The organism is Salinispora vitiensis (genome assembly GCF_000378825.1).
Taxonomy (GTDB): Bacteria; Actinomycetota; Actinomycetes; order Mycobacteriales; family Micromonosporaceae; genus Micromonospora; species Micromonospora vitiensis.
Genome location: NZ_KB900388.1, coordinates 3,240,208 through 3,265,008 on the forward strand (window position 1 = coordinate 3,240,208; position 24,801 = coordinate 3,265,008).

Here is a 24,801-nt window from a genome sequence, read left to right on the forward strand (position 1 = left end):
CTCTCAGCCGGGCTGCGGGCTGATCCGCCCCAGGTCATCGAAGACCGCACCGGTCTCCGGGAAGTCCGCGGCACTGAGCTCGCGCACCAGACCCAGCCCCCGGTCATCCGGGTCCGTTTCCGGCAGCCCCGACCCATTCAGGTACGTCGAGGCGAACGACCCACCGGCCCAGGTACCGTCGGGCTCCAGCGAAACCTTGAGCACGCCGCCCCAGCCGAGCTTGCCGCTGCGGTTGAAGGTGTTCCCGCCGCCGGCGAAGTTGCCCAGGCTGTACGCGATCAGCCGGCCCTGGTAGAACTCCATGCCGCGCAGGACGTGCGGGCCGTGCCCGACGATCAGATCCGCGCCGGCGTCGATCATGGCCTTGGCGAACCGGACCGGGTCGCCCCGGTTCTCCCCCAGGTACTGCTCGGTGCCCGGTTTGACCTGGGTCTTGTCGGCGCCCTCCGCGCCCATGTGCACCTGCACCACCACCAGGTCCGCCTGCTCAGCGGCCTTGGTGATGACCTGTTCCGCCGCCGGGATGTCGGTCAGCGGGTTCGACCACGCGTACGACGAGAAGCCCGCCACCGCCACCTGGACGCCACGTATGTCGACGAGGGTGATCTGATCCGGCGCCCCGGTGTGCGCCAGTTCGTACTGTTCAAGTGCCTGCCGGGTGTTCTCCAGGCCCTTCGCGCCGAAGTCGTTCCCGTGGTTGTTGGCCAGGTTGAGCAGGTCGAACCCGCCATCACGCAGGTGCGCCGCGTACTCCGGTGGGGCTCGGAACTGGTAACAGTTGGTGGAGTCGCCGCACTTGCCGGTCCCGGTGTCGGCGGTGAGCGGCTCCTCCAGGTTGCCCATCACCAGGTCGGCATCGAGCTCCGGGCGCACCTCGTCGAAGAAGCCCTCGCCATCGTTGGGGGGCAGCCGATCCGGGGCATTGCCCAGGAGGATGTCGCCGGTGGCGCTGAGGGAGACCACCGCGGCCTCCTCGGTCGGGGAGGCGGAGGGGGAGCTGTTGTCGGGGCCGGACTGCCAGACCCCGCCGGACCTGACCGCATCGGAGTCGACCGCGCCGCAACCGGCGACAACCAGCACGGCGAGCAACACGCCGGCCGACCGGAGCCGACGCGTACGGGTCGCGAACGTGAATGTCTTTGCGTGGGCGCGCATCGCCCGAGACCCTACCGGGCCCGCCTCCTGCCGACGAGGCCGATTCGGTAACTGCTCGGCGTCACACCTGATCGGCTCCTGGTGGGGTCACTCAACCGACTGACTGCTGCGACCACGGCCGCACCGGGCGGGCGCCACCGGCTAGGACCGCCCGGTGCACGGCCCGGGCCAGCGGTGCGCCCCAGGTGGAGCGGGGGCCACCGTACGGCGCCTCGGGTCCCTCGGTCGGGCAGCAGACGGTGACCGCGTCGGTCGGGGTGCCGGTGCCGGGCACGCCCAGTTCGGCGATGGCCTGCGCCTTCGCCTCGGTGGCGGTCGCCACCGCGTTGATCAGGGCGGCGGGACCGAGCCGGGCCGGCACGTACACCACGATGTTGACGGTGCCGACCGGATGACCGTCCGCGCCGGGCACCGCCGAGGCGGGCACGGCCGGGGCGGGCACGGCCGGGGCGGGCACGGCCGGGGCGGGCACGGCCGGGGCGGGCACGGCCGGGGCGGGCACGGCCGGGGCGGGCACGGCCGTGGCCGGGACGTGCTCGGGCACGGGTGGGGCCGGGACGTGCTCGGGCACGGCCGGGGCGGGCTCGGGTGGGGCGGCGGCCCAGATCGGAACGCCGAGCCCGACGGTCGCCCAGACCCGTACTCCGGTGTCGGTTCGGGCCACCACCTCCGCGACGTCCACCCCGGTGAGCAGCCCCACTCCAGGACTGTCGAGGCCGAACCCCGCGGCCAGTTCGGCCAGGTGTTCAACGGGGTCGTCCCGGTCGTACGACATCGGGACGGTCGCGTTGAGCACCCAGCTCCGGACGCCCAGCCCGCCGCCGAGCGCCGCTGAACTCGCGCTTAGTAACGGCCGCTCAGCTCGCCAGACCAGCACCGGGAGGTTCCGCCCGTCCTCGCGACGGGTACCCAGAAACGGTTCGTTCAGCACTGGGCGACCTTACGGCGCGATCTGGCGCCCGGCACATCTCACCTGCTGCGGCGCGGTAACGTAACGTCAAGGACGGCCGGCAGGTTACGCCCAACGCTCACGTTTCCCGGGGTGCACCTCGGAATATCTGCGCACGTGCGCCTAGACTGGCCGAGCGCGAGGGAGAAGCGGACGGCGGACCCGCCGACGGACGGCACGCGCAGGCGGAGGTGCGCGATGGACGAGGTACTGGCCCGGAGTGGGATCTTCCAGGGGGTCGGCCCGGAAGCTGCCGAGGCGTTGGCCAAGGAGATGGAGACGATCGAGGTCCGCAAGGGCGATGTCGTCTTCAACGAGGGCGAGCCCGGTGACAGTCTGTACATCCTCCTCTCCGGCAAAATCAAGCTCGGGCGCCGGGCGGCGGACGGGCGACAGAACCTGCTCGCGGTCATGGGCCCGTCGGACATGCTCGGTGAGCTGTCGCTCTTCGACCCGGGGCCCCGGACGGCGACGGCGACGGCGGTGACCGACACCCGTCTGGTGCGGCTCCGTAAGCAGGCGCTGCGCCCGTGGCTGACCAACCGGCCGGAGATCGCGGAGCAGTTGCTGCGGGTGCTCGCCCGCCGGCTGCGCCGGACCAACGACTCGCTGGCCGACCTGATCTTCACTGACGTGCCCGGTCGGGTCGCGAAGAACCTGCTCCAGCTGGCGGGACGGTTCGGCACCCGGGACGGCGGGGTGCTGCGGGTGACGCACGACCTGACCCAGGAGGAGATCGCCCAGCTCGTCGGCGCCTCCCGGGAGACGGTCAACAAGGCCCTCGCCGACTTCGCCTCGCGGGGCTGGCTGCGCCTGGACGGCAAGAGCATCATCATCCTGGACCCGGAGCGCCTGGCTCGCCGCGCCCGCGTCTGATCGCCCACCCACCCGTCGGTCCGGAATCCACGGGGGTGGTGCTACCGCTGCAACGGCGGCCGGTTCGCCGGCCGCCGTTTTGCGTGCCCAAAAAAAATCAGGCTTGACTGTTTGTTTTGTGGACGGCACGCTGAGGCCGTGTCCGAAACATCGACCCGCGTCCCCCAACAGGAACGCAGCCGCGCCACTCAGGCCCGACTGCTTGAGGCCACCGTGGCGTGCCTGGTGGAGCATGGTTGGTCCGGCACCACGACGACCGTCATAGCGAGCCGGGCCGGGGTGTCCCGGGGCGCCCAGCTACACCACTACCCCACCAAGGCGGCCCTGGTCACCGCCGCGGTCGCGCACCTCGCCGAACGACGCGCGGAGGAGCTGCGCATCGAGGCGAAGGCCCTACCCGCCGGCCCACAGCGGTTGGACCGGGTGGTGGACCTGCTCGCCGCGGCCTTCACCGGGCCGCTATTCATCGCCGCCCTGGAGCTGTGGGTCGCCGCCCGCACCGACCACGAACTACGGACGGCGCTGGTGCCGCTGGAGGCCCGCCTCGGCCGGGAGATGCACCGGCTGACCGTCGCCCTGCTCGAGGTTGATGAGCGCCAACCCGGCGTACGAGAAGCGGTGCAGGCCACCCTCGACCTGCTCCGTGGCCTCGGCGTGGCGAACCTGCTCAACGACGACTCCGCCCGGCGCACCACATTGCTCACCGCCTGGAAACGCCAACTCACCGAGCTCCTCGCCCCCTGACCCGTCCCGCACCACCGCCGACTCCCCCGGAGGCACCATGGTCAACCTGACGGACCTGCTGGCCGATCTGGCCGCCGAGTCAGCCGAACTCGACGCGCTCGTGGCACCACTGTCGACCGCGGCGTGGGCCCGCGCAACGCCCGCACCCGGTTGGACAATCGGCCACCAGATCGCGCACCTGGCCTGGACCGATCACGCCGCGCAGCTCGCCGCGACGGACGCCGACGCGTTCTACGCCTCCGTCACCACCGCAGCCGACCCGACCCGGCTGGTGGACGCGGGCGCGGAGGAGTTCCTCGCTCCCCCGGCCGAGCTGCTGCCCCGCTGGCGCTCCGGCCGGGCGGCGCTCGCCACCGCCCTCGCGGCCACCCCGGACGGCGAGAAGCTCCCCTGGTACGGCACCAGGATGTCCCCGGCGTCGATGGTTACCGCACGGATCATGGAAACCTGGGCACACGGCGCGGACGTGGCAGACGCGCTCGGGGCCACCCGACCGGCCACGGCACGGCTGCGGCACATCGCGCACCTCGGCTTCCGGACGCTGCCGCACTCCTTCGCCGCACACGGTCGCCCACTGCCGACCGCACCGGTCCGAATCGAACTGACCGCACCACCGGCCAGCACCGACACCGCCGGCGCGACCTGGGCCTACGGCCCCGCGGACGCCGCCGACCGGGTAACCGGACCGGCACTGGACTTCTGCCTGCTGGTGACCCAACGCCGGCACCGCGCCGACCTCACCCTCACCGCGACCGGGCCGGTCGCCGATGCCTGGCTGGACGTGGCCCAGGCCTTCGCCGGCCCGCCCGGTGCTGGCCGGACGCCACAAGCGCAGGCGACCACATGAGCACCGGCGACGGCGTGCGCACCGGCGACCGCACGAGCACCGGCACCGGCGACCGCACGAGCAGCCGGCTGCGGGTCGGCAACGCCTCCGGCTTCTACGGCGACCGCTTCTCCGCCTGGCAGGAGATGCTCGACGGTGGCGAGCTGGACGTACTCACCGGGGACTACCTCGCCGAACTGACCCTGCTCATCCTGGGTCGGGACCGGATGCGCGACCCCGACCTCGGCTACGCGCGGACCTTCCTGCGTCAACTCGAAGGAACCCTCGGCACCGCACGGGAACGTGGCGTCCGGATCGTCACCAACGCCGGCGGGCTGAACCCCGCCGGGCTGGCCGCCGCCGTCCGTTCCCTCGCCCAACGGCTCGGGCTCGACCTCAAGGTCGGGTACGTCGAGGGCGACGCCCTTTCCCGGCCGGACGCGCTGACCGCGAACGCGTACCTCGGGGCGTTCGGGATCGCCGCCGTACTCGACGCCGGTGCCGACGTGGTGGTCACCGGGCGGGTCACCGACGCCTCCCTGGTGGTCGGGCCGGCGATCGCCCGGTTCGGCTGGGACCGCGGCGACCTGGATGCCCTCGCCGGCGCGACGGTCGCCGGGCACCTACTCGAATGCGGCACGCAGGTGACCGGGGGCAACTTCAGCTTCTTCACCGAGCTGCCGGACGGTGGGCACCGGCCTGGCTTCCCCCTCGCCGAGCTGCACGCCGATGGCTCGTCGGTACTCACGAAGCACCCGGGCACCGGGGGCGCGGTCACCGTCGAGACGGTCACCGCCCAGCTCCTGTACGAGGTGGGCGCGCCGGCCTACCTCGGGCCGGACGTCGTCACCCACCTGGACTCGGTGCGCCTCACCAACGACGGGCCGGACCGGGTCCGGGTATCCGGGGTCCGGGGGACGCCACCACCGGAGACGCTCAAGGTCGGTGTCAACAACCTCGGCGGCTTCCGCAACTCGATGACCTTCGTCCTCTGTGGGCTGGACATCCCGGCGAAGGCGGCCCTGGTCCGCGGCCAGCTGGAGGAGACGGTCGGCAAGGACGGGCTGGAGTTCGTCCTCGCCCGCACCGACCACCCCGACACCGCGGACACCGAGGCGGCGAGCGCCCTGCTCCACGTCCACCTGCGGGACGGGGACAAGGCGCGGGCCGGCCGGGCCTTCTCCGCCGCGGCGGTGGAGCTGGCCCTGGCCTCGTACCCGGGATGCACCCTGACCACGCTGCCCGGCGACGCGTCCCCGTACGGGGTTTTCACCGCCGACACGGTTGCGCAGGACGGCGTCGAGCACGTGGCGGTCCTGCCCGACGGCACCCGCGTACCGATCTCCCCGCCGCCGCTGACGCAGCCGACCCCGACCTCGTCGGGGATGGCGGTGTCGGGCGCGGGCCCCGCCGCGTACCCAACCCGACGCCGGCCCCTCGGGGAGCTGGTGGGGGCGCGGTCCGGGGACAAGGGGGGCGACGCCAACCTGGGGGTCTGGGCGCGAACCGACGCGAGCTGGGAGTGGCTACGGGGATGGCTGACCGTGGAGCGCCTCGCCGAGTTGCTGCCGGAGACCGCCCCGCTGACCGTCGAGCGGTACGAGTTGCCGAACCTGCGGGCGGTCAACTTCATGATCCGAGGGCTGCTCGGGCTGGGGGTGGCGGCCACGACCCGCTTCGATCCACAGGCGAAGGCGCTGGGGGAGCTGCTCCGCTCCCGCATGGTTCAGATTCCGGCCGAGTTGATCCCGGAGGGGGCATCATGACGATCCTCGACACCCCGGAACGCCGGCAGCTCCGCGAGCTGACCCGGGCGTTCATGGACAAAGAGGTGCTACCACATTTCGATGACTGGGAGCGGGCCGGCGAGGTCCCCCGAGAGCTACACGCCACCGCCGCCAAGGTCGGTCTGCTCGGCATCGGCTTCACCGAGGAGGTCGGCGGCAGCGGCGGCGACCTGCTGGACTCGGTCGTCGTCACCGAGGAGATCATCCGTTCCGGCGGCTCCTCCGGGCTGGTGGCGGCGCTCTTCACGCACGGGATCGCCCTGCCGCACTTGGTGGCCGCCAGCGACCACACCGGGGCGGGAACCGGGTCGGACGACGACGCCGACCTGATCGCGCGCTTCGTTCGACCGACCCTCGCCGGTGCGATGATCGGCGCACTGGCGGTCACCGAACCGGGGGGCGGCTCGGACGTGGCCGGGCTGCGTACGACGGCCCGCCGGGACGGGGACCACTACCTGGTGAACGGGGCCAAGGCGTACATCACCAGCGGGCACCGGGCCGACTTCGTGACCATCGCGGTGCGGACCGGCGGGCCGGGCGCGGAGGGCGTCTCCCTGCTGGTGATCGAGAAGGGCACACCGGGGTTCACCGTCGGCCGCCGGATGGAGAAGCTCGGCTGGCACTGCTCGGACACCGCGGAGCTCTCCTTCGCCGATGTCCGGGTGCCGGTGACGAACCTGGTCGGCGCGGAGAACACCGGCTTCCTCGCCATCATGCAGAACTTCGCCGCCGAGCGGGTCTCCCTGGCCACCCAGGCGTACGCGACGGCGCAGCGCTGCGTGGAGCTGACGCTGAGCTGGTGCCGGGACCGGGAGACCTTCGGCCGCCCGCTGGCGAGCCGGCAGCTCGTCCGGCACCGGCTCGCCGAGATGCACACCCGCGCCGAGTCGGCCCGCGCCCACGTGCTCGAGGTGGCGGCCCGGGTCGCTGCCGGGGAGATGGTGATGACGGAGGTGGCGATGGCCAAGAACACCGCCGTCGCCGCCTGCGCCGAGGTGGTCGACGCCGCGTTGCAGCTGCACGGCGGCTTCGGCTACCTGCGCGACTCCGAGGTGGAGCGGCACTACCGAGACCAGCGCATCCTCGGCATCGGCGGCGGCGCCACCGAGATCATGAACGAGATCATCGCGAAGGGCATGGGGCTGTGACCACACTCGACAGCGTGATCGATCCCGCTGCGGCGACGTTCCGGGAGAACCGGGAGGCGCTGCTGGACCGGTTGACCGAACTGGACTCCGCGCTGGACCAGGCGCGCGACGGTGGCGGCGAGAAGTACCGCGCCCGGCAGCACAAGCGCGGCAAGCTGCTCGCCCGCGAGCGCGTCGAGCTGCTACTCGACCCGGACGCCCCGTTCCTGGAGCTGTCACCGGTCGCCGCGTACGGCACGGACTTCCCGGTCGGCGCCAGCGTGGTCACCGGCATCGGCCCGGTCGAGGGCGTCGAGTGCATGATCGTTGCCAGCGATCCGACGGTACGCGGCGGCGCGGTCAACCCGTGGTCGCTGGCGAAGAGCCGGCGGGCCGGGGAGATCGCCCTGGCCAACCGGCTACCGATGATCAACCTGGTCGAGTCGGCCGGGGCGGACCTCCCCACCCAGGCGGAGATCTTCATCCCGGGTGGGCGGGTGTTCCGCGACCTGACCCGGCTCTCGGCGGAGCGGATCCCCACAGTCAGCGTGGTCTTCGGCAACGCCACGGCCGGCGGCGCGTACGTGCCGGGCATGTCCGATCACGTGATCATGATTCGGGACCGGTCGCAGGTCTACCTGGCCGGTCCGCCGCTGGTGAAGATGGCCACCGGCGAGGACGCCGACGACGAGTCGCTGGGCGGCGCGGCCATGCACGCCACCACCTCCGGGCTGGCCGACTACCTGGCCGAGGACGAACGGGACGGCATCCGGCTGGCCCGGCAGTGCGTACGGCGGCTCAACTGGCGCAAGACGGGACCCGCGCCCCGTACGGCCGACCCCCGGCCACCCCGGTACGACCCGGAGGAGCTGCTCGGCATCGCCAGCGCCGACCTGAAGGTGCCGTTCGACCCACGCGAGATCATCGCCCGGGTACTGGACGGCAGCGAGTTCGACGAGTTCAAGCCGACCTACGGCACCGCGCTGGTCACCGGCTGGGGCGAGCTGCACGGCTACCCGGTCGGGATACTCGCCAACGCCCGGGGGGTGCTGTTCAACGCGGAGGCCCAGAAGGCGGCCCAGTTCATCCAGCTCGCCAACGCCGCCGACACCCCGTTGATCTTCCTCCAGAACACCACCGGCTACATGGTCGGCACCGAGTACGAGCAGCGCGGCATCATCAAACACGGCGCGCTCATGATCAACGCGGTGTCGAACTCGACGGTGCCGCACCTGACGGTGAACCTCGGTGCCTCCTACGGCGCCGGCAACTACGGCATGTGCGGCCGGGCGTACGAGCCGAGGTTCCTGTTCACCTGGCCGAACGCGAAGTCGGCGGTGATGGGCCCGGCCCAGCTCGCCGGGGTGCTCTCCATCGTCGCCCGGCAGGCCGCCGCCGCGAAGGGCCGGGAGTACGACGAGGATTCCGACGCCGCCATGCGGACGATGGTCGAGCAGCAGATCGAGTCCCAGTCCGGGGCGCTCTTCCTCTCCGGTCGGCTCTACGACGACGGCGTGATCGACCCGCGGGACACCCGTACCGTCCTCGGGCTCTGCCTGTCGGCGATCCACACCGCACCGGTGCGGGGCGCCGAAGGCTTCGGTGTCTTCCGAATGTAATAGCCACACCGCACAGTCAGGCCGGTCCCAAGTCGCGAACGAAGGAGACGCAGCGCGGATGATCAGCAGACTTCTGGTCGCCAACCGGGGCGAGATCGCCCGCCGGATCTTCACCACCTGCCGGGCACTCGGGATCGAGACGGTCGCCGTGCACTCCGACGCGGACGCCGAGGCGCCCTTCGTCGCCGAGGCCGACCACGCCGTCCGGCTGCCCGGGAACACACCCGCCGAGACGTACCTGCGGATCGACCTCGTCCTGGCCGCGGCCCGGCGGGCCGGGGCCGACGCCGTCCATCCGGGCTACGGCTTCCTCGCCGAGAACGCCGAGTTCGCCACGGCGGTCACCGACGCCGGGCTGGCCTGGGTCGGGCCACCGGCGAAGGCGATCGCCGCGATGGGGGACAAGCTGGCGGCGAAGACGCTGCTCGCCGAGGCCGGCGTCCCCATGCTGCCCAGCTGGACCGACGCCGACCAGGTCAACGGCTTCCCGGTGCTGGTGAAGGCGGCCGCCGGAGGTGGTGGGCGGGGCATGCGGGTGGTCCGCACCGCCGACGGTCTCGCCGACGCCATCGCCAGCGCCCGCCGCGAGGCGGCCTCCGCCTTCGGCGACGGCACCGTCTTCATCGAGCGGTACGTCGAACGCGGCCGGCACGTCGAGGTGCAGATCCTGGGCGACCAGTTCGGGACGGTGGTGGCCCTGGGGGCGCGGGACTGCTCGATCCAACGCCGGCATCAGAAGATCGTCGAGGAGGCGCCGGGCGTACTCGCGCCTGAGGTACGCCAGCGGCTCCACGCGGCGGCGGTGGCCGCCGGCCGGGCGGTCGACTACCTCGGTGCGGGCACCGTCGAATTCCTGCTCGCCTCGGACGGGGAGATCTACTTCCTGGAGATGAACACCCGCCTGCAGGTGGAGCATCCGGTGACCGAGCTGACCACCGGCCTGGACCTGGTCCGCCTGCAACTACTCGTCGCCGAGGGCAACCCGCTGCCGATCGACACGACCCCACCGGCCACCGGGCACGCCATCGAGGTACGCCTCTGCGCCGAGGAACCCGCCCACGGGTACCGGCCGGCGACGGGCACCCTGCACCGGTTCGCGGTCCCCGGGGTGTCGGCCGAGTTCGGGCCGTTGACCGGGGCCGGCCTGCGGCTGGACTCCGGCGTCACGGACGGCTCGGTGGTGGGCGTCCACTACGACTCGATGCTCGCGAAGGTGATGGCCTGGGCACCCACCCGGGGCGAGGCGGCCCGCGCGCTGGCCGGCGCGCTGGCCCGGGCCGAGCTGCACGGGGTCGCCACCAACCGCGATCAGCTGGTCCGCATCCTGCGCAGCCCGGAGTTCGCCGCCGTCGACCTCGACACCGGCTTCCTGGACCGGCACCCCGAGGTGCTCGCGCCGCTGGTCTCCGCCGGTGAGCTGCCGGTGGTCGCGGTGGCGGCGGCGCTCGCCTCGGCCGCCGACCGCCGGGCCGCCGCCCCGGTGCTGGCCGGGCTCCCCTCGGGTTGGCGCAACGTGCCCGCCTTCGCGCAGGTCACCCGCTACGCCAGCGCGGACGGCGACGAGATCGAGGTGCGCTACCGCCTGGACCGCCGCGGCGCGCTCGTCGAGTGGACGGTGGACGGCGGTCCGCCCGCCGGCGACGCCGCTGCGGACGCGGCACCGGCCCTCGCCCTGGTCGAGGCGCACCCGGACCGGGTGGTGCTGGAGGTCGCCGGGGTACGCCGGACCTACCGCGTACACCGGGCGGGGGCGGAGGTCTTCGTGGACGGCCCGGACGGGGCGGTGAGCCTCACCGAGCTGCCCCGCTTCCCGCTCCCCGGCGCGGAGCTGGCGGCCGGGTCGCTGCTCGCGCCGCTGCCCGGCACGGTGACCCGGGTGCAGGTCGAGCTCGGCCAGCGGGTCGCCGCCGGTGACCTGCTGCTGACCCTGGAAGCAATGAAGCTGGAACACCCCGTGCTCGCCCCCACCGACGGCGTCGTCGCCGAGCTACCGGTGTCCACCGGCGGCCAGGTCGAGACCGGCGCCGTACTGGCCGTGGTCAACCCCGACGAGGAGACACAGTCATGAACTTCGACCCCACCCCCGAGCAGGAGCAGCTCCGCGACGCCGTACGGGCGCTGGGCAAGCAGTACGGCCACCGGTACTTCGTCGAGAAGGCCAAGGCCGGCGAACGCACCACCGAACTGTGGAACGAAGCCGGCGGGTTGGGCTACCTCGGCGTGAACATCCCGACCGAGTACGGCGGCGGGGGCGGCGGCATCACCGAACTCGCCATCGTCTGCGAGGAGTTGGCCGCCTCCGGTTGCCCGCTGCTGCTGCTGGTGGTCTCTCCCGCCATCGTCGCGACGATCATCACGCGGCACGGCACCGAGGAGCAGCGCAAACGCCACCTTCCCGGCATCGCCGACGGCTCCCAGCGGATCGCCTTCGCGATCACCGAGCCGGACGCCGGGTCGAACTTCCACCGGCTCGGCACGGTGGCCCGTCGGGACGGCGACGACTGGTTGATCTCCGGCCGCAAGTGCTACATCTCCGGCGTCGACCAGGCGGGGCACGTACTGGTGGTGGCGCGGTCCGAGGACGCCACGACCGGCAAACTGAAGCCGGCGCTGTTCCTCGTACCGACGGACGCGGCGGGGTTGACCTACTCCAAGCTGGACATGGAGATCCTCTCCCCGGAGGACCAGTTCCTGCTCTTCCTCGACGACGTACGGGTGCCGGCGGAGGCGTTGGTCGGTGAGTCCCTGGACGCCGGCCTGCCGGCGCTCTTCGCTGGACTGAACCCGGAGCGGATCACGATCGGCGCGATGAGTGTCGGCTCCGGCCGGTACGCGCTCGAACGCGCCTCGGAGTACACGGCGACCCGGAAGGTGTGGGGTGGGCGGTCGATCGGCTCCCACCAGGGGGTGTCGCATCCCCTGGCCCACGCGGCGGTGCAGGTGGAGTTGGCCCGGCTGATGGTCCAGAAGGCGGCGGTGCTCTACGACGCCGGGCGGGACCTGGAGGCGGGGGTCGCCGGCAACATGGCCAAGTACGCCTCCGGGGACGCGGCGGCGCTGGCCGTGGACACGGCGATCCAGGCCCACGGCGGGGCCGGCATGACCACCGAGTACGGGGTGGCGACGCTGCTCGGGGCTTCCCGGGCCGGGCGGATCGCCCCGGTCACCCGGGAGATGATCCTGAACTTCGTGGCCCAGCACGTCCTCGGCCAGGAGAAGTCGTACTGACCTAGGGCCACGCTACGGCGACCGGGTCCATCCCGTGACCGTCGCCGACGCGCGGAGCGGGCCGCCAGGACATCTGGCGGCCCGCTCCACCGGTCAGTAGAGCTCCACGCCGTACTCGTCCAGCACCTCTCCGATCGGCTGGTAGAAGGACCAGCTGGCGGTCGGGATCAGGCACAGAATGACGCCACCGGAGGTCATGCCGAGTGCGGTGTTGCCGGCGAAGAGCGGGCCACCGCTGTCGCCCTTCTGGCTGCAGATGTCCGTGCCGATCAGGCCTTCCACCACGTCGTCCTCGCCGTCTTCGCCCCGGTAGACGGCGGTGGCGTCCACCTGGGTCACCTCGCCGCTGAGCAGCCCCGAGGTGCTGCCGTACTGCTCAACCGACTGGCCCACGTACGCTTCGCCGTGGTCGTAGATGGGCCGAGCATTACCGTCGCCGAGAGTGACCATGCCCCAGTCCTGCGCTTCGCTCCCGGTCCAGATGAGGCCGTAGTCGTCTCCGGGGAAGCTGCTGTCGAGGTCGTAACCCAGCAGATTCTTGTCTGGATCGGAGGGGTCCGGAAGGTCCGTGTACCACCTGGCCAAGCTTCCGTCGGTGCAGTGGCCGGCGGTGAGGGAGAAGAACGCAGACCGGTCAGAATTGGTGACGTTGAACCCTAGACTGCACCTGAAGTCGGAGCTGTATATCGCCTCCCCACCCAGCGCCAGGGCGCTCAGGTCACCATTCATGGCCTCCAGGCGGAGCGCGCCATCGGCATCGTCGGCCACGCCCCGAAGCGTCTCGAGCTCTTCGTCGGTGACAGTCGTGTCGTAGCCGAGCGCGACTTGGTTGGCGACCGGGTCAACCCACCAGGAAGTGCCCGGGATCCCCATCTCCTTCAGCGTGGCCCGGATGCCACGGAGCTGTTTCGCATCCCGGTTCACCCGCTTCGCCTGCACCCCCTGCGCACTGACCTGCTGGGCCGCCGCGTCGTCGGTGACCGTGACGACGAACTCGCCGTCGTCGTCGAGGTACATGCCGGGGGCCCGGTCCCCGAGGAGATCGACCAGGCGCTCGGCGACCTCCGGAGACGGGGGCGCGGCGAGTGCGGAGGCGGGAGACGGGGGCGCGGGGGCGGCCTGAGTGGGTACGCCCAGCAGCACGCCGGCGGCCAGGGTTCCGGCCGCGGCGGCGGCGGCAACCCGCTTGCGCGAGGAGCTTGAGGGTTTCACTGAGTAAACCTCCCGAAAGTGGGCAAGAGCGATAGGCCACCCCATGTTTGCGCATACGTGAATATTTATCAACCGGGATCTCAGTCGACCGAAGAGCTAGCGGGGAGGCGGGCGTCGCGGCCGCCGCTCAGCTCCCGCACGCGACCGACAGCCGGGCCAACACACCGGCCGGATCGTGCACGATGCGGTGCCCGTCACCGACGACTCGGCGCGTGCCCGGGTCGACCGGGCCGGTGTCTGCCCAACTCACCGGCGCGACGCCGATCTCCACCACCAACCCCGATGGGCGTCGCACGCGGACCTCCCGGAGCGGGCCCCACTCAGCCAACCGGACCACCTCGCCACCGAGCAGACCGGTCCACACTTCCGCCGCGGAATAACGGGCCTGATCCGTCAGAACCACGATGTCGACGTCGGAGTCCATCCGCGCAGCCCCGCGCGCCCACGAGCCGACCACCACCACCCCGCGCACCTCCGCGCACCCGGTCGCCCACCCGACCACCACGTCGAGAACCGAACGAACCTCCCGCGAACGCGCCTGGGTCACCACGGGACGGAGTCTAGATACCCCCCCTCCAACCCATCGATGATTCACTGCCCACCGGTCAGGCCAGTATCGCTGCCAGCCCGGAGCGTGTTTACACTGGACCGCTGTCCCGGACCGTTGTATGGGTTGGCTGCGTCGGCCATCATGCTGAATGTTTGCTCGCTACCCAGTCGAGATTGATTTACGACAGAATCTGGGGGGCTTCGTCACGTGCCGAACCGAGACCTTGAACAATACTGCGCTGAGCAGGTGCAGCGCCTGGTGCGCGATGTGGGGATCCCTCGTCCGTTCGTCCTCAGCGTCTTCCTCGACCAGTTCGCCCAGTGGCGCGGGCGTCGCATCGAACTATGGCCCTTCGACCATATTCCGAGGGGAATGTGCGGATTGTGGCTTGGATTCCCCGACCACGATGTCATCGCCTACTCGAGAGCCACACCATTACATAGCGAACACATCATTTTGCATGAAGTCGGGCATATGCTGTGCAACCACAAGGGAACTGCGAGTGTCGGCGACGACCTGGTCCGCCTCCTGCCCAACCTGAACCCAGCATTGATAAGCAAGGTCCTGGGCAGGACCTCCTACTCCGACATCGAGGAACAGGAGGCCGAACTAATCGCCACGCTCATCGCCAAAAAGGCAGCGGGTGGCCGCCCACGCCGACGCTCGGCAACGACCCCTGGGTTAGCCCCGGAGCTTGACCGCCTGCGATCCACGTTCGAGGAGTGATCATGGCGGCACAACGGGCCATCATGATCATTGCTGGGGTGGCTTCGATCATGGCAGGGCTGTGGAAGATCCGAGCCGTACGGCGACAGCCGGATTCTCCAAGCATCAGGGCGTTGTGCCTGGGGCTGCTCGCCTTCGGCCTGTCGTTCCTGGTCATGGCGCCACCACATCGGATCATCATCAGCGAACTGCTAGCCGTACCCAACATCGGGCGCCTGCTCGGCAACCTCCTGACGTTGGCCGCGGCCGGGGCGATGCAGATCATGATGCTGCACCTGGTGCATCCGACCGAGCGCGCCCGCCCCCGCGTCCGAGCCCGGCTGATTGTGCTGGTCGGAATCGCAGTGATCATGACGACGCTGTTGTTGACGGCGGACACCGAGAACGAGATCAATTTCGTCAAGCGGTACGCGACCCACACCCCGGTCGTGATCTACCAACTGCTGTACCCCAGCTTCCTGGCCGTGGCCGTCGTGGACCTCATCCAGCTGTCGATCCGGTACTCCCGGCACGTCACCTCGACGTTGAAGACCGGGCTGCGGATGGTCGCCGCCGGCGGCGTGATCTTCGGCTTCCACACCATCTACAAGCTGAGCCTGATCGTCGCGCCGTGGGCGGGCTGGACCGTGCCGGGTGACGAGTCAGCCATCGCAACGACGTTGGCGGCCAGCGGCGGAGTGCTGGTCGCGGGTGGCACCACCCTGCCGGTGTGGGGGCCCCGCGTGCTGCTGCCGTGGCGGTGGCAACGCCAATACCGGGCGTACCGTCGACTTGAGCCGTTGTGGCACCAGCTATCCACGGCGATTCCCGAAATCGTGCTCTCCCCGGTCGGTGTTTCCCGACCCTGGAATGTCGACATTCGCCTCTACCGCCGAGTCATCGAGATTCGCGACGCCCAGCTACTCCTGGAGCCGCTCGCCGATCAGGAGGCGGTCGCCGAGGCGGCGGTCGACGCGCGCCAGCGGGGCCTGACCGGGGACCACGCGCAGGCGTACGTCGATGCGGTCACCCTGGTCACCGCCCTGGCCCATTGGCAGAGCGACAAAGCTGGCAGCCCATCGTCAAATCCGCCCGAGAAATCCGCAGGCGACGCCAGCCTGACCAGGGATGTTCGATACCTCGAGTTGGTTGCCAGGGCATTCCTTCCCCTGGCGCGCTCGGCTCCGGCGCGCACTCCCAGTCCCGCCGGGCCACCTCGTAGCCTCGGCATGGGCTGAAGGCCGCACGAGGGTACCGGCGACTCGCCGGGGTGCTCTCGGTGCGGTGGTCGAGTCGCTAGTCGTCGCGGCTCTGGGGCGGGTTCGGTTCTAATCCCTCTGCCATCCGGACCGACTCAATGACCTGGGTAATGGCTTCGACGCCACGGGGGGAGAGCCCGCTGAGCCGGGTGGCGATGCGTTCGAGACCACTGTTTTTGATCTTGAGCAGTAGCTCCAACTCGCTGGCGATGGCCCGAGATTTCTCGTCGTCGAAGAAGTAGGCCGGCGGGACGTCGAAGAAGCTGGCGAGCGCCTCGAGATGCTTCTTCGTGGGGTTGTCCCGCTCGTTGTTGCGCAGATACCACAGGTAGGAGCCGGAGATTTTCAGGCCCTCGCCGCCCTTGCGGCAGATCTCCGCTGCGACCTCGTCGTTGGTGTAGGGCTTGCCATCGGGACGCCTGACAACGTCGAACAGCCTATTGATCTTGGAGGCCAGGTTCCACTCCGTGTCGGTAGCCAGTCCGGTGTCGTCCTGCCCCTGAGGCGGCTCGTTCGCGGTCATCAGAACCCCCAGGGATTATGACTGTCGTGAGAGTTTCGAGAAACAAGCTCTCATGGTGGTTGACAAGCAGTGCTGGTGACAGTCTAAGGTGGGGGACAGCCGCCCTTCAACTGGTGTGACAGCCCGATCGCAGGTCGGCTGACTCAAATGAGTCGCAACGGGGGAGGCGCGGGGATGTCGGCGAGGGAACGCAGGGCCGGGGAGCCCTCCCTCGTCGGCACCCCCGTCCGGCGGCGGACCGATTGAGGCCTATCACCAGTCAGAGAGCGGGGCAGGAATTCGGGCCTGCGCTTGCGCCTCACGGCTGCGGTGTCAGCTTTGAGCATCTGCCCACCCGCCATCACCGGGCGCCCGAGCGCTGACAGAGAGAGCAGCCCGAACGGAAGGCGCCTTCCACCCCCAGGGCTACCTGGTCGCGTCCGAGCTCGGTTCGGTTGGCCCGGCTGCCGCGCTCACTGCCCTACATCGCGCGACAACCAGGCCCAGCCGATCAAGAATCAACGCCACCCGCCACAGCCAGCCCGGGACTCGACCGGGAAGTCAACCGAATCGCACTATTGGCGAACAATACTCCCGTATACGAATAAAACAACACTAGGGGGGCGCCCCACAGAACGTTCGCAGCGCTCATCTCACTCTCGTAGATACCCCATATGAAGATGGCGCCGGACCCGACCAGCGCCCCACCCAGGCTGATCAACGCCAGCACTTTGGCCACGACGGCCAAGCGACGACGTCGAGTTAACAAGCCCACCAAAATAAACGCAAAGACCACGGAATTGGCCGCGAGGCTCACCGCCATCCGGCCTGAAGTCACTCCCGAATCGAGATCGTATCCTGTCGAAGTGCTGGCAGCCATGTCAAAAGAAGACATACTTCCATCGAACATAACGACAGCCATTGGTATAGAAAATAACAGCAAGGCGGTGATCACCACAGCCTGCGCGCCCCGGCTCTCCTTAAGCGACATGGCCTAGTACCTGACGGCGGATGGCCAGTGCCCACCCCGGAATGCCGAGTTATCGGCAAGCCTCTGCTGCATCGTGTTAGCCGCAGACGAGCACGCCCCCTCAAGCGTCGACATAGCGTGCCATACTGAGCCGACCGCCACCACTACAGCTAAACCCGCGACGACCGGCGCTGCCGGCAAGCCGAAAATTGTACCAGCGCTGACGATCGCCCCCACTATGCCGGCAGCCAGAATGCCAAGCGTAACGAGTAACTGCCGCCAAAAACTCGTGATCGCCCCAGCAACGTCGGAAAGGCCGGAGGTAATGCCATCAGTGAGCGCGGTTTTGACCTTGTCTAGAGCAGCTTTCTGCTGCGGCAAAGTAGCCCGGTACGCATCCGCAGCATCACCCTCCCATTTGTTGTCTACCTGCAATGTGCCGGCGTCGGCAGTCAGCACCTGCCCGCTGACCGGTCCACCGACCAGGCCGTTCCAGGCATCAGCGGTCTCTGTCAGCTTTGACGGCGAACCCGTATAGGCGAAGGCTTCGTTCAATTGATCCCAGAATCCATTGATGGCTCTGGTAAACTCGTTCCACTTGCTAATAACTAGATCTACCAAAAAACTCGGCAACTTCTCTAAGGTTTTGTTAACAGCATTCTGCAGTTCTCTAGTCTTCGTGTGGATCCGGTCCACGGTGGACCAGATACTACGGAGTAGTTCGGCCTCGACAGGATGAAACGTTGGACTAGTCACGTGCGTCCCACACTCCCTTGAAATCTTGCGCGGCAGCCTGGTCGTCCGCCTGGTAATCGTTCGCGACCTGATCAAGAGTGATGCTCAGATCCTGGTAAACTCTGGTGGCCTCGCGCAGCAGCATCACCACCTTTTGCTGAATCTCGGTGTAGGTGGCCTGCAGCGACGTGGTGCTGCCCGCCCAGGACAGCTCCCCCTCGGTCAGGGTCAGTGCGTGCGCGGCCTCTTGGGCCTTATCGGTCACGCGCGCAACCTCGTCCCACATGTCCGCATCGGCGCGCAGCGCTTCCTCAGCAACCTTCAACGTCATTCGCGACACTCCCGCTAGCTCGAGCGACCAGACCGACGGGCATACCCCAGAGGGTCCTGCATGGCTCGTTGCAACTCACCGAGCCGGCTATTTGCGATGAACTGCTCTACACCGCTACGCGCAGCGGCCTCATAGGCAGCGGCGAAAGCCAACTGGGTATGTCGGCCGATGCTCGCCTCGTGGGCTCGCCCGAGCCATGCCCGGTCATAGTGGATTTCGCGCACCTCGCCGCCGCCAGTAACTGTCACGGCGACGCACCCGTCCGCACTGCTACCACGGTGCGTCGCGGCGGCTACGATCGGAAGCTGCTCGCTGAGCTCGTCAATGCCGCGCTCTAGGTCTTCGGCCATCCCCAGCAGCTCTACCAGCCCTGTCCGTACGTCCTCGCTGGTCGTCTGGCGCGGCGCCGCGAAGTCCTGCGGCTGGTCGGTAACATCACCGGGCGGAGCGGCCGGGCTATCTTCCGGTGAATCGTCGCTAAAGGCCTCACCCCAGGCGGACAAGCGCGCAAGGGCGGCGGCCTGCACCGCCTCCAGCACTGCCCCACCCAACGACTGGGGGTCTCCGACCCGTCGTCGCCAATCGGCGGTGACCTGCACCGCACACACTTTGCCGGCACCATCCAGAGTGACACTTACCGCATCAGCGCCGCCCATCCCACGCGCCCCCACGGCCGCGCTGGCAGCCCTCGTGGCGCGGCGCGAGATAGCTTCGCTTTGATCAATGAGCTGTTCATGAAGCTCCCGACGAAAACTTGCCACTCTTTCCCCCGTACCAATTGTCGGGCCGCACTAGTTTGCTGACTATCGCAGAGCACGGCGCCTCGCACAACCCTTCGTCCATTGAGCGTCAGAGCTCTCAGGCAGGGCTGATTTCAGTTTTGATCAATGGTTTGACTCTACACTGCCCATACGACCCAATCCCCAGAGGAGTTTCGTTCTAGGCATCGTGCACTTTCGGCCGTTTTTGGGAGCTTCGCCAGGTTTGCACGCTTTTGGTAGTTGGGCTCTTGGCGAAGTCGGCGATGGAGCTTTAGGCCCGACCAGCCGTGATGGACGACAAGGGTTTGCTGGTGCGGCTGCGGTTGAGGCCGGGAGTTGGTGGTTGAGTTCGGTGAAGAATCAGACCCGACCGTGGACATAGATGCCACCGGGGCCGAGGCGCGACTCAACCTTTGGCGTAGCTGCGGCGTTATCAGGACATGGAGCCGCCGTTGAGCTTTCCGGACTTCGAGGACTTCGTACACGGCAGTGGCCGGCGTCTCCTCAGGTTCGCCATCTTGATGTGTGGCGACCCGTCGGACGCCGAAGATCTCCTACAGACGGTCCTGGAGCAGACCTATCCCCGGTGGAGCCGGTTGCGCAACGGTGACCCCGAGCGCTACGTACGGCGGGCCATCGCCAACCGGGTCATCAGCCGGTGGCGGTCGCCCTGGGTCCGTCGGCGCGTTGTGGAAGTGCCCGACAAAGCTGCGCCGGGGGACGAGATGGCCCGCGCGGACGACCGTGCCCTCCTGCTGCGGGCACTTCGTTCGCTCCCGCCCCGGATGCGTGCGGTCGTGGTCATGCGGTACTGGGTGGGCTGGTCCGAGAAGGAGACAGCAGCGGCACTCGGCTGCTCAGTTGGCGCGGTCAAGAGCCAGTCGTCGCGCGGCCTCGACCGGCTGCGGGACCTGTTGTCCGGAGCAGCGTCCATGCCCGCCGGCACCAATAGAGGGGCAACGCCATGAACCACATTGACCTGCGGTCACTAATGGAGCGTGCTGTCGAGGTGCACGAAATGCCCGGCGACTTCGCGGCCCGGGTTGTCCGGGGCGGTCGGGCACGACGACGGCGACGGCAAGGAGCGGTGGTGGGGCTCTTGCTATTGGTGATAGCCGCTGGCTGGCTGGGAGTGGCCAAAGTGGATCTCGACAAGCGGACACCCACCACGAGTCACGCCACCGCGCCTGGACCCGACCTGAACGAAACCGCACGGCGGCTCAGCCGGGACACCGGATCAGTAGTTACCGCGCAACAGGTACTGGCTGCCGGACGGGCGGGGGATGAAGACCTGGTCTTGGTGAAACGGTCCGCGCGACCGGAGGAGGCGGCGGCTGGTGGCAAGGCGGCCGAGCTCTGGGTCGCGACCGGGTCGGGGATGTTCAGCCGCAGGTCGGACTACATCTCCTACGATCTCACCTGCGTCGCTGAGGACGCCGTCTGCCGGGCCGAGCGACCAACGGGCTTGGGAATGTTGGTGGTACGGCACCTTCCGGGCCGTGGAACCTACGTCTTCGTAGCCGTTCCAGCGGATCGTCGGGTAGCGGTGACCACGGTGGAAGGCCGAACGTCTGCCGTGCCCGGCAACCCCTACGGCACCGTGGTCGAGGTCGACACGGCGGAGCCCTGGCGCATCCGGGTTCGGGTAGAGCTGCCGGACACGACGGCGTACGAGTTGCCGCTGCCACCCGGCGGCGTCATCACCAACTAGCCGAGGTTCCCCGCCTCACTGCCGCCCTTCGCGCGGCAACCGGGTCCAGCCGATGAAGCGCCAGATCGGCGGCACCATGACCGGCTAGTGCGGCGGTTCTCCGGCGGCAGGCCGTACGAGATCGGGTGCGCCCCAGCCGTCGGGAACGGACAGCCCGGCCTTCCGCCGCGCCAAGATGGCGGCGCCGACCTGTGCCGCCTGGGTGCCGAAGGCGGAACGCAGCACCGGGGGCGGGGTCCGCCAGGCGAGGGCGTCGCGCATCGCCTCGCGCACCGGGTCGAGGAAGAACGCGCCCGCCTCGGCCAGCCCACCTCCCAACACGACCCGCGCCGGGTCGAGCGCCAGGGTGAGGGTGGCCAGGGCGATCCCCAACGCCCGGGTCGCGTCGTCCCAGACGACGCGGGCATCCGGGTCGGTGCCCACCGCATCGGCAATGGCTTGGCTGTCCGCCCCCGAGGTGCCGACGCGCCGGGCATAGCGGCGGGCCATCCCACCGGCCGAGGCGTACACCTCCAGGCATCCCCGCTGCCCGCAGCTGCAGGGCTCCCCGCCCGGGTAGACCGGCATGTGGCCGACCTCGCCGGACGCACGGGTCGCGCCGGCCAGCGGGACGCCGTCCACCACCACCGCCGCGGCGATGCCGGTACCCAGGGGCAGCAGCAGGAAGTTGTCCAACCCGACGGCCACGCCCGCCGTGGCCTCCGCGACGCCGGCTGCCCGGGCGTCGTGCCCGATCGCCACGGGCAGTCCGAGGTCGCCGCTGATCAGATCGCGCAGGGGCACGTCACGGAGGCGGAGGTTGGCCGCGTACCGCACCACTCCGTCCCGCTCGTCCACGAGGCCGGGCGTCACCACGCCGATCGCGGCGGGTTCACCGCCGAGGGAGAGCGCGTGCTCGCGCAATCGCCGGCACAGGGACCGGATCGCCAGGACGGGGTCGTCGTCCGCCTGCGACGGCGCGGTCAGTGTGCTCAGGAAGCGGCCGTCGTCGCCGACCACGGCCGCCTTGATGGTCGTCCCGCCGACATCGACGGCGAGGACGCAGTGGCCCTCGGGCTGGGTCACGCCGCTCACCCGAGCACCACGGCGAGGTCCGCGCCGAAGTCACGGTCCAGGGGAAACATGGGCCGCACCACATTCCGGTACGGCAACCGCGCGAGGTCCTGGTCGACGCCGCCCGGGGTCAGGGCGAGCAGCCAGTCCCCGGCGGCGGAGAAGAGCTCCGGCTCCAGGTAGCCGATCTTCACCACGACCAGGTCCACCTCGTCGACCCGGACCCCCAGCCGGGCGTACGACGCCAACAGCCGGTACTGCATCCGGCGGGACGTGACGAAGACGCTGAGCCCGCCGACCCGTACGCTGATGCACCGCCCGCCGTCGGGGTCGTCGGCGACCGCCTCCAGGATCCCGTCGAGTTCCAGCGGGCCCGGCGGCCGGGAGTCGATCCGCCCGCCGACTGCCACCCGGACCGGAGAGCCGACCGGTTGGTCGGCGACCAGCGCCACCGCCTGCGGATCGACCAGCGAGGCGAAGACGGCACGACACGAGCCGTCGCGGATCTCGGGGCGGGCCAGCATCCGGTCGAGCGCGAACGTGACATCGTCGGCGCCGCCGGCACCCGGGTTGTCCCCGGAGTCGCTGATGAAAAACGGCCGCTTCGCCTGATCGGCGACGGCGGCTAGGGCGGTGTCGAGACATTCATCCATCGAGCCGGTGGGGGCGACGAAGGTGAACTCGTCCCGGGCCGCCCAGAAGTGCCCGCCCAGTTCACGGGCTGCCTCGGCGGCGGCGGTGGCGTCGGTACCGGTGACGACGACCGCGCCCTGACAGCGTGCCTGGTCGGCCCAGGCGAAACCGACCCAGATCGCCGCGTCGATCACGCCGTCCCGGGCCTCGATCTCGGGGATCCGCGCGTAGAGCCCCCGGGCCGGCTCCTCCCGGGTGCTGGTCATCTCACCGGGTAGCAGGACCGGCACGTGGACCAGTGCCTTGTGTGGACGCTGCTGGCGGCGCAGTGCCGCGACGAGGTTGCGGGCGGCCCGCTCCCGGGTCTCCCACACGTCGACGTGCGGGGCGGTGCGGTAGCAGGTGAGCAGGTCACAGGCGTCGAAGAGCACCGGTGAGACGTTGCCGTGCAGGTCCATCGCCGCCGACAGGTACGGCTCGGGCCCGATCACCGACCGGATGGCGGTGACCAGGTCGCCCTCCGCGTCGGTACGGCCAACCACGCTCATCGCACCGTGGATGTCCAGCAGCAGGCCGTCCACGGGCCCGGCCGCGGCGAGCTTCTCCATGATCTCCGCTGCCCATTCCTCGTACGCCGCGGCGTCCACCACGCCGCCGGGCAGGGCCCGGGCGTGCACGAGTGGGATCCACTCGACGTCGGCGGCCCACTGCTGCGGCGGCGAGAGCCAGCCGTACCGCGACAGCAGCGCCGCCTCCCGGGTCACCTCGAAGTCGTCGGCGGTGCTCAGGTGCGGGGAGAATGTGCTGGACTCGATGTGGATGCCGCCGATGGCGACACGAAGGGGACGAGGCACGGGTGTTGGCTCCTCAGCTGGGTCGTACGTCGGCGGTCGTGCGCAGCAGGTGCCCGAGGCCGATGAGGGCCGCATCCGAGCCGGCGACGCTGGCCTCGATGGTCAGGGACTGGGTCATGGACGGTAGGCAGCGTTCGTAGAGCATTCCGCGGGTCGCCGCCACGTAGACGTCGAGGCTGGACAGCACGCCGCCGATGACGATGGCGTCGGGGTTGAGGAAGTTGACCAGACCGGAGAGCGCCACGCCCAACAGTCCACCGGCGTGGCGCACCATGGTCACGACGGTTGGGTCGGCGTCGCGGACCGCCGTGATGATGTCGGGGACGGTGGTCGCCGGTGAGCCCTGCTCGGCCAGCTGACGGGCCAGAGCGGCACCGCTGGCGACGGTCTCCAGGCAGCCCTGGCTGCCGCAGGAGCAATGCCGCTCGCCGCTGTCGGCTACCCGTACGTGGGTGACGTCGCCGCTGAGTCCGCGCCCGCCACGGTGGATCTGTCCGCCGCTGACCAGACAGGCACCAATGCCGGTGCCGGCCTTGACGTAGATCATGTCGCCGGTTTCCCGACGCCGGGTGACGTACTCACCCATCGCCGCCGCCTTGGCGTCGTTCTCGACGATCACCGGCACCTGGAAGCGGTCGGTGAGGTGGGCGCCGGCGTCGACGCCGCTCCAGCCGGGCATCCGGGCCGGGCCGACCAACCGCCCTCCCGGGAACCCCACCGGGCCGGGGAGGGCGACGCCGACCCCGAGCAGCGCCTGACCGGGAGCGGTCGCCGCCAAGAGGCGGGTGAAGGTGGCTCCCACCACGGCGAATACCTCCTCGGGCCCGACGGCGATGTCGATCGCCACCTCCTCGGTGGTGCGCAGTTCGCCGCCGGGCGTGCACAGGCCCACCCGGGCGTGCCTGCCGCCGAGTTCCGCGACGGCCAGGACTCCTTTGGTCTCTCGCAGGCGCAGGATCCGGGGGGGTCGACCACCGGTGGAGCGGCCCATGCCCTCCTCGGCGAGGACACCCTCCTCCAGCAGTCGGCGTACCACGGCGGTGACGGTTGACGGCGCGACCTGCAGGGCCTCGACGAGGTCGGCGCGGGACGTGGCCGCACCGCTGGAGAGCAGGTCGAGGGTCTGATCGCGCAGCGTGGCGGAGATTGGTGGCTCCAAACTTGCCTCTCCCTTGGTCGGGTGGTTCTCGAAGGCCCGCCCCAGTCGTGTCGCA

Annotated in this window: 24 protein-coding genes; 12 read left to right on the plus strand and 12 right to left on the minus strand. The window is 69.7% G+C overall.

The window, feature by feature from the left end; genetic code table 11:
• Window positions 1-3 precede the first annotated feature (3 nt).
• Both SALPAC2_RS0115210 and SALPAC2_RS0115215 read right to left on the minus strand, forming a co-directional pair.
• On the minus strand, window positions 4-1,155 hold the full coding sequence (locus SALPAC2_RS0115210) for a CapA family protein (RefSeq protein WP_018217500.1): 1,152 nt from the start codon (window positions 1,153-1,155) through the stop codon (window positions 4-6).
• A 91-nt stretch (window positions 1,156-1,246) separates the two neighbouring features.
• Window positions 1,247-2,086 carry an adenosylcobinamide amidohydrolase gene (locus SALPAC2_RS0115215; RefSeq protein ID WP_018217501.1) on the minus strand — a complete coding sequence of 280 codons (840 nt, stop codon included), beginning with the start codon at window positions 2,084-2,086 and terminating at the stop codon, window positions 1,247-1,249.
• 216 nt (window positions 2,087-2,302) lie between these two features.
• Here SALPAC2_RS0115215 and SALPAC2_RS0115220 point away from each other — a divergent pair, with 216 nt between their 5' ends.
• From SALPAC2_RS0115220 to SALPAC2_RS0115255, 8 genes are all read left to right on the plus strand, one after another.
• A complete protein-coding gene (locus SALPAC2_RS0115220; RefSeq protein WP_018217502.1) occupies window positions 2,303-2,980 on the plus strand; it encodes a Crp/Fnr family transcriptional regulator in 678 nt (225 codons plus the stop codon).
• Window positions 2,981-3,118: 138 nt separating this feature from the next.
• Window positions 3,119-3,724 carry a TetR/AcrR family transcriptional regulator gene (locus SALPAC2_RS0115225; RefSeq protein ID WP_018217503.1) on the plus strand — a complete coding sequence of 202 codons (606 nt, stop codon included), beginning with the start codon at window positions 3,119-3,121 and terminating at the stop codon, window positions 3,722-3,724.
• A gap of 37 nt (window positions 3,725-3,761) precedes the next feature.
• Window positions 3,762-4,571 (plus strand): TIGR03084 family metal-binding protein, encoded by an 810-nt coding sequence (locus SALPAC2_RS0115230; protein ID WP_018217504.1) that lies wholly within the window; start codon window positions 3,762-3,764, stop codon window positions 4,569-4,571.
• Window positions 4,568-6,316 (plus strand): acyclic terpene utilization AtuA family protein, encoded by a 1,749-nt coding sequence (locus tag SALPAC2_RS0115235; RefSeq protein ID WP_018217505.1) that lies wholly within the window; start codon window positions 4,568-4,570, stop codon window positions 6,314-6,316. Before SALPAC2_RS0115230 ends, SALPAC2_RS0115235 begins: the two co-directional genes overlap by 4 nt.
• A complete protein-coding gene (locus SALPAC2_RS0115240) occupies window positions 6,313-7,485 on the plus strand; it encodes an acyl-CoA dehydrogenase family protein (protein ID WP_018217506.1) in 1,173 nt (390 codons plus the stop codon). The genes SALPAC2_RS0115235 and SALPAC2_RS0115240 overlap by 4 nt, the downstream gene beginning before the upstream one ends.
• Window positions 7,482-9,083 (plus strand): acyl-CoA carboxylase subunit beta, encoded by a 1,602-nt coding sequence (locus SALPAC2_RS0115245; protein WP_018217507.1) that lies wholly within the window; start codon window positions 7,482-7,484, stop codon window positions 9,081-9,083. The genes SALPAC2_RS0115240 and SALPAC2_RS0115245 overlap by 4 nt, the downstream gene beginning before the upstream one ends.
• 58 nt (window positions 9,084-9,141) lie before the next feature.
• Window positions 9,142-11,151 (plus strand): acetyl/propionyl/methylcrotonyl-CoA carboxylase subunit alpha, encoded by a 2,010-nt coding sequence (locus SALPAC2_RS0115250; protein WP_018217508.1) that lies wholly within the window; start codon window positions 9,142-9,144, stop codon window positions 11,149-11,151.
• Window positions 11,148-12,311: an acyl-CoA dehydrogenase family protein gene (locus tag SALPAC2_RS0115255; protein WP_018217509.1), complete on the plus strand. Its 1,164-nt coding sequence runs from the start codon at window positions 11,148-11,150 to the stop codon at window positions 12,309-12,311. Before SALPAC2_RS0115250 ends, SALPAC2_RS0115255 begins: the two co-directional genes overlap by 4 nt.
• A gap of 93 nt (window positions 12,312-12,404) precedes the next feature.
• On the opposite strand, the gene SALPAC2_RS0115260 is transcribed toward SALPAC2_RS0115255, so the two are convergent.
• Both SALPAC2_RS0115260 and SALPAC2_RS0115265 read right to left on the minus strand, forming a co-directional pair.
• Window positions 12,405-13,523 (minus strand): S1 family peptidase, encoded by a 1,119-nt coding sequence (locus tag SALPAC2_RS0115260; protein ID WP_018217510.1) that lies wholly within the window; start codon window positions 13,521-13,523, stop codon window positions 12,405-12,407.
• A gap of 127 nt (window positions 13,524-13,650) precedes the next feature.
• Window positions 13,651-14,073 (minus strand): nucleotidyltransferase domain-containing protein, encoded by a 423-nt coding sequence (locus SALPAC2_RS0115265; protein ID WP_018217511.1) that lies wholly within the window; start codon window positions 14,071-14,073, stop codon window positions 13,651-13,653.
• Window positions 14,074-14,319: 246 nt separating this feature from the next.
• Between SALPAC2_RS0115265 and SALPAC2_RS0115270 the strand changes: the two genes are divergently transcribed.
• Together SALPAC2_RS0115270 and SALPAC2_RS0115275 are read left to right on the plus strand one after the other, a co-directional pair.
• Window positions 14,320-14,799 (plus strand): hypothetical protein, encoded by a 480-nt coding sequence (locus tag SALPAC2_RS0115270; RefSeq protein WP_018217512.1) that lies wholly within the window; start codon window positions 14,320-14,322, stop codon window positions 14,797-14,799.
• Window positions 14,796-16,016: an MAB_1171c family putative transporter gene (locus SALPAC2_RS0115275; RefSeq protein WP_026184759.1), complete on the plus strand. Its 1,221-nt coding sequence runs from the start codon at window positions 14,796-14,798 to the stop codon at window positions 16,014-16,016. Before SALPAC2_RS0115270 ends, SALPAC2_RS0115275 begins: the two co-directional genes overlap by 4 nt.
• 58 nt (window positions 16,017-16,074) lie before the next feature.
• Here SALPAC2_RS0115275 and SALPAC2_RS0115280 read toward each other — a convergent pair whose 3' ends face one another.
• From SALPAC2_RS0115280 to SALPAC2_RS0115295, 5 genes are all read right to left on the minus strand, one after another.
• The gene (locus tag SALPAC2_RS0115280; protein ID WP_018217514.1) at window positions 16,075-16,560 is read right to left on the minus strand and encodes a helix-turn-helix domain-containing protein; all 486 of its coding nucleotides are present in this window, start codon (window positions 16,558-16,560) and stop codon (window positions 16,075-16,077) included.
• Window positions 16,561-17,050: 490 nt separating this feature from the next.
• Window positions 17,051-17,530, minus strand: coding sequence for a hypothetical protein (locus SALPAC2_RS24895; RefSeq protein ID WP_027657302.1), 480 nt, complete (start codon window positions 17,528-17,530; stop codon window positions 17,051-17,053).
• Between the two features lie 3 nt (window positions 17,531-17,533).
• Entirely contained in the window at window positions 17,534-18,205 is a 672-nt protein-coding gene (locus SALPAC2_RS27335; RefSeq protein ID WP_162561349.1) for a hypothetical protein, read from the minus strand.
• A gap of 52 nt (window positions 18,206-18,257) precedes the next feature.
• Window positions 18,258-18,575, minus strand: coding sequence for a hypothetical protein (locus SALPAC2_RS0115290; protein WP_018217516.1), 318 nt, complete (start codon window positions 18,573-18,575; stop codon window positions 18,258-18,260).
• A gap of 14 nt (window positions 18,576-18,589) precedes the next feature.
• Window positions 18,590-19,114 (minus strand): YbaB/EbfC family nucleoid-associated protein, encoded by a 525-nt coding sequence (locus SALPAC2_RS0115295; RefSeq protein ID WP_018217517.1) that lies wholly within the window; start codon window positions 19,112-19,114, stop codon window positions 18,590-18,592.
• A 662-nt stretch (window positions 19,115-19,776) separates the two neighbouring features.
• Between SALPAC2_RS0115295 and SALPAC2_RS0115300 the strand changes: the two genes are divergently transcribed.
• A complete protein-coding gene (locus SALPAC2_RS0115300; RefSeq protein ID WP_018217518.1) occupies window positions 19,777-20,304 on the plus strand; it encodes a SigE family RNA polymerase sigma factor in 528 nt (175 codons plus the stop codon).
• Window positions 20,301-21,047 carry a hypothetical protein gene (locus SALPAC2_RS0115305; RefSeq protein WP_026184760.1) on the plus strand — a complete coding sequence of 249 codons (747 nt, stop codon included), beginning with the start codon at window positions 20,301-20,303 and terminating at the stop codon, window positions 21,045-21,047. Before SALPAC2_RS0115300 ends, SALPAC2_RS0115305 begins: the two co-directional genes overlap by 4 nt.
• Window positions 21,048-21,131: 84 nt before the next feature.
• Here the strand turns inward: SALPAC2_RS0115305 and SALPAC2_RS0115310 are convergent, their stop codons facing one another.
• From SALPAC2_RS0115310 to SALPAC2_RS0115320, 3 genes are read right to left on the minus strand one after another with little or no spacing between them, the layout of a single operon-like run.
• Window positions 21,132-22,121, minus strand: a complete 990-nt coding sequence (locus SALPAC2_RS0115310) for an ROK family protein (protein ID WP_026184761.1) — start codon at window positions 22,119-22,121, stop codon at window positions 21,132-21,134.
• Entirely contained in the window at window positions 22,118-23,587 is a 1,470-nt protein-coding gene (locus tag SALPAC2_RS0115315; protein ID WP_018217521.1) for a M81 family metallopeptidase, read from the minus strand. The genes SALPAC2_RS0115310 and SALPAC2_RS0115315 overlap by 4 nt, the downstream gene beginning before the upstream one ends.
• Before the next feature lie 13 nt (window positions 23,588-23,600).
• Window positions 23,601-24,746 (minus strand): ROK family protein, encoded by a 1,146-nt coding sequence (locus tag SALPAC2_RS0115320; RefSeq protein ID WP_018217522.1) that lies wholly within the window; start codon window positions 24,744-24,746, stop codon window positions 23,601-23,603.
• Between the last annotated feature and the right edge of the window lie 55 nt (window positions 24,747-24,801).

Bases quoted from the DNA above. Each gene is read 5' to 3' on its own strand.
- SALPAC2_RS0115220 (WP_018217502.1), top strand. From the start codon at position 2,303: ATGGACGAGGTACTGGCCCGGAGTGGGATCTTCCAGGGGGTCGGCCCG.
- SALPAC2_RS0115280 (WP_018217514.1), bottom strand. From the start codon at position 16,560: ATGACCGCGAACGAGCCGCCTCAGGGGCAGGACGACACCGGACTGGCT.
- SALPAC2_RS0115250 (WP_018217508.1), top strand. From the start codon at position 9,142: ATGATCAGCAGACTTCTGGTCGCCAACCGGGGCGAGATCGCCCGCCGG.
- SALPAC2_RS0115240 (WP_018217506.1), top strand. From the start codon at position 6,313: ATGACGATCCTCGACACCCCGGAACGCCGGCAGCTCCGCGAGCTGACC.
- SALPAC2_RS0115210 (WP_018217500.1), bottom strand. From the start codon at position 1,155: ATGCGCGCCCACGCAAAGACATTCACGTTCGCGACCCGTACGCGTCGG.
- SALPAC2_RS24895 (WP_027657302.1), bottom strand. From the start codon at position 17,530: ATGTCGCTTAAGGAGAGCCGGGGCGCGCAGGCTGTGGTGATCACCGCC.
- SALPAC2_RS0115255 (WP_018217509.1), top strand. From the start codon at position 11,148: ATGAACTTCGACCCCACCCCCGAGCAGGAGCAGCTCCGCGACGCCGTA.
- SALPAC2_RS0115300 (WP_018217518.1), top strand. From the start codon at position 19,777: ATGGAGCCGCCGTTGAGCTTTCCGGACTTCGAGGACTTCGTACACGGC.
- SALPAC2_RS0115235 (WP_018217505.1), top strand. From the start codon at position 4,568: ATGAGCACCGGCGACGGCGTGCGCACCGGCGACCGCACGAGCACCGGC.
- SALPAC2_RS0115230 (WP_018217504.1), top strand. From the start codon at position 3,762: ATGGTCAACCTGACGGACCTGCTGGCCGATCTGGCCGCCGAGTCAGCC.
- SALPAC2_RS0115305 (WP_026184760.1), top strand. From the start codon at position 20,301: ATGAACCACATTGACCTGCGGTCACTAATGGAGCGTGCTGTCGAGGTG.
- SALPAC2_RS0115290 (WP_018217516.1), bottom strand. From the start codon at position 18,575: ATGACGTTGAAGGTTGCTGAGGAAGCGCTGCGCGCCGATGCGGACATG.